The following is a 1464-nucleotide window of genomic DNA, read 5'->3' as shown; positions in this document are numbered from 1 at the left end:
GCGCGGCCGGTCCGGGTCGGGAGCATCGGGGCGATCAACTCCCATTGGGTGTCAGAGAGCATCTGGAACCGGGACATGTCCCCAGGGTCTCAGCTGACTCGTGCATCTATTCTCAGACACGCCCTAGCTGTAGGAGGGCATGACGTTGTTGACTCGGGTCGGTGCCAGTGAGGCCGGAGGAGCGTCTCCGCAGGAGGTATGAGGCCGATGATAGTTGTAGTGGTTCACCCACACCGCCAGGGCCTCACGCCGAGCTTGCTCTGAGGAGTACGGGCGGGCGTAGAGGACCTCGTCCACCATCAGCCGGTTGTACCGCTCGACCTTCCCGTTGTGACGCGGGGTGTAGGGGCGGATCCGGTGGTGCCGGCCCCCGAGCGAGACCACCTTCCGGGTGAAGTCCACGGCCCGGTAGTTGTTGCCGTTGTCCGTGATCACCCGGTCCACGGTGATGCCGTGGGCGGCGAAGAACGCCCTCGCCCGGCAGAAGAACCCGATCGTGGTCACCGCCTTCTCGTCCTCCAACGCCTCGGTGTACGCCAGGCGGGTGTACCCGTCGATCGCCGAGTGCAGGTAGGTGTACCCGACCCGTCGGCCAGGCCCGCGTTTGGCCGCTCGCGCGTTCTCGGAGTCCCGGCCGTGAGCACGCCAGCCTCCCCCTTCAGGGATGCGCCCGATCTTCTTCACGTCCAGGTGCACCATGTGCCCCGGCCCTCTCGCGGTGATCTTCTGGGGTCGTTGGCGCAGGTCCTCACCCGTGGGCGCGAGGTCTCGTAGCCGGGAGATCCCGAGTCGGTGCAGTCACCTGCCCACGGTGCGGAGGCACACCTGGTGGCCTTGAGAGACGAGGTGGTGATGGATGCGGCGGGCTGACCACTTGCACTCCCGGCGCAGGGTGAGGATCTGGGTGACCAGGGCCGGGTCGAGCTGGGCGGGAGAGCGTCGTGGCCGGCAGGAGCGGTCTTGCAGTCCTGCCTCGCCCTCGGCGCGGTAGCGGGCCACCCAGGTGGCCACCGTGGGGCGGCTGACGCGGAACTCGGCTGCGACATGGGCTTGGGGGATGCCGTCGTGCAGGTGGCGGTGGGCCATCCTGAGACGGCCGGTGGGAGTCAGGGGTGCGTTAGCGTGAGTCATGAGTGGGTCTCTTTGCGCGGATGGGTTGTGTAGGAACTTCCATCCTGCGGGAGAGGCCCACTCGTCTCATCTCAGCCCGGGGCCCGTGCCAAGAGGGCGTGTCAACTTGTCTGTGTAAGCGGGGTGGTCACAGGTAGGGGTTGATCCGGTCGGGGTAGGCCGCGGCGAGCTGGGCGAGGGCCTGCTTCCAGTTCGTGACGGCCTGGCCTTCGACGAGCCGGCCCTGGGCTTTGCGCTGGCCGGCGGGTTTGCCCCGGTCCCGAGCGCGTTCGGCGGCGCGTTTGTCTTCGATGTTGCAGATCGCCAGCCAGAGCAGCTTCACCGCCGCCTCGG

The 1464-nt window shown here is 67.7% G+C and carries 2 pseudogenes; both read right to left on the bottom strand.

Annotation, left to right across the window (positions count from 1 at the left end):
• Positions 1–123 precede the first annotated feature (123 nt).
• Positions 124–1131: pseudogene (locus J1M40_RS11645) on the bottom strand (IS481 family transposase).
• Positions 1132–1258: 127 nt separating this feature from the next.
• Positions 1259–1464, bottom strand: a pseudogene (locus tag J1M40_RS11640) (IS256 family transposase); the annotation flags it as partial.

The organism is Micrococcus sp. KRD026 (assembly GCF_017168445.1).
Classification (GTDB): Bacteria; Actinomycetota; Actinomycetes; order Actinomycetales; family Micrococcaceae; genus Micrococcus; species Micrococcus luteus.
The sequence above is the reverse complement of the archived record's forward strand: the minus strand, read 5'-3'. Positions and strand labels throughout refer to the sequence as shown.